This window comes from Longimicrobium sp. (assembly GCF_036387355.1).
GTDB lineage: Bacteria > Gemmatimonadota > Gemmatimonadetes > Longimicrobiales > Longimicrobiaceae > Longimicrobium.
Genome location: NZ_DASVTX010000395.1, coordinates 1 through 1,876, shown reverse-complemented (window position 1 = coordinate 1,876; position 1,876 = coordinate 1). Strand labels below are relative to the sequence as shown.

The window sequence follows — 1,876 nt, the reverse complement described above, 5'->3', positions numbered from 1 at the left end:
ACCGGGCGTGCATCGGATGCGGGGGCGCGGGATTCTTCGGTCGGCGCCAGAGTCCGGTGTGACGGACAGTGCGGTCCGGCGCCTCGCTCAGAATGACACTCGAAGTCCGAGCCGGGTGAGGAACCCCGGTGCGGCTGATGTGACCGGTCCGGTGCGCCCGATGCCAGTTCGCGCGGCTCGCGCCGCCTGCGGCGGCACCTCCACTCCATTGGTTTCCTGCCGCCCACCTCGGCGCCGGGGCGTCATTCTGAAGGAGCGTGCGCCGCGCCCTGCCCGGCGCCGGATCCATGCGCGACTGAAGAATCCCGGACCGAAGCATCCGCGGCGCCGCGGGCCGGCGCGGCGCGCTCCAGCCTCTCTCGCCGCACCCGCAGCGTCCGAGCGCGCCGCGCAACCGGGCGTGCATGGGATGCGGTGGCGCGGGATTCTTCGGTCGGCGCCAAGGTCTGGTGTGACGGACCGCGCGGCGAGGCGCCTCCCTCAGAGCCTGAGAAGGCGCCGGAGGCACCTGCCCGCCGCACCCGACGCTGGCGCCGACGAAGGCTCCGAGGCGCCACGCGAGCAGGGTTCAGGGGCACGCTCTCAGGGGTGTTCTGAGCACAGTCGATTGCCGCGCCCATTGCCATCCCTCCCCAACGCACCCGACTCACTCTCCGCGCCACACTCCCCGCGTACCCCCGCGTACCCCCGCGTTCTCCGCGTGAACCGGCCGTAGAACCCGGCCGCCGCACGAACGCCGGTTCAGGGTGCGCCGACCTTGAGCGAAACCAGGATCGCGCCGTGCGTGTGGTTCAGCCCGAAGCGCCCGGTCGCCTCGTTGGGATCCATGAACGCCACCTTGCGAATCGCATTCGCGTCCACCTCGCGCAGGCTCTGCAATCCGCCCAGCCGCATCTCGTTCACGTACACCACGATCCCCGGCTCCCGCCCGAACGTCGTGGGCCCGGACGACACGTACAGCCACCGCGGCCGGAGCTGCTGAATGAGTTCATACGCGGAGGACGCGGTGCTGTTTTCCACCTCCTGCTCGGCGATCAGCCGCGCGCCGCCATGCACGGCGGGCGCAAATCCGGACGAGGGAGGATTTCCGCCGCACGCGGCAAGGGCGGCACCGAAGGCGAGAACCACGAGGGAGGATCGCATGAGGGCATCTCCGGAGGGGAGGAGCGCGCGAGGACGCTGTCCTTCGCAGCATACCGCGCGCCGCGGCGCCGGCCGCGCACTCCATTGACGGGAACATCTGACGGTGCACGGCGGGTATCCCCCTCCGCACGCGGCGGCTCGCGCCTTGCCGCACCGGTGCGGCGCTGTATCTTCGCCGCTGATCGGCATTGACCCGCAAACCCTTCCAGGAAGCAGGCTTTTGAACTCGTATCGCAGCATCGCGCGCGGGCTTCCCGTGGCGGCCGCGCTGGCGGCGGCGCAGGCGTGCGCGCCCGCATCCGTGCAGGACCCCGCCGTCGCCCCCGCGCCTGCCGGCCGCGGGGCCGCGGCGGAAGCCACGCTCCCGCTCAAGTACACGGCGCGCCCCACCGTGGCCGACATCACGCCCGGCGATCTGATGAGCCGTCTGTACGTGCTGGCCGACGACTCCATGATGGGCCGCCAGGCGGGGCTGATCGGCAACCGGATGGCCACGGACTACATCGCCGCCGAGTTCCAGCGCATGGGGCTGGAGCCCGCGGGCGAGAACGGCACCTTTTTTCAGACCATTCCGCTGGCCGTCACCCGGCTGGGCCAGGGCGCCGCGATGACGGTGGACGGCGCTGCCCTGCGCCTTGGCGCCGACTGGGTGCCGCTTCCATACACGGAAAGCCGCTTTGAATACGCGCCCCGGCTGCGCGCGCAGAACGCCGAGGTGGTGTTCGGCGGCACG

At 71.5% G+C, this 1,876-nt stretch carries 1 protein-coding gene and 1 pseudogene; one reads left to right on the top strand and one right to left on the bottom strand.

What is annotated here, in order from left to right; genetic code table 11:
• Positions 1 to 741: 741 nt before the first annotated feature.
• Positions 742 to 1,143, bottom strand: coding sequence for a hypothetical protein (locus VF665_RS17370; RefSeq protein WP_331054711.1), 402 nt, complete (start codon positions 1,141 to 1,143; stop codon positions 742 to 744).
• Positions 1,144 to 1,363: 220 nt separating this feature from the next.
• Between VF665_RS17370 and VF665_RS17365 the strand changes: the two are divergent.
• A pseudogene (locus VF665_RS17365) lies at positions 1,364 to 1,876 on the top strand (hypothetical protein); the annotation flags it as partial.

Coding starts and splice junctions, on each gene's coding strand:
- VF665_RS17370 (WP_331054711.1), bottom strand. CDS start 1,143: ATGCGATCCTCCCTCGTGGTTCTCGCCTTCGGTGCCGCCCTTGCCGCG.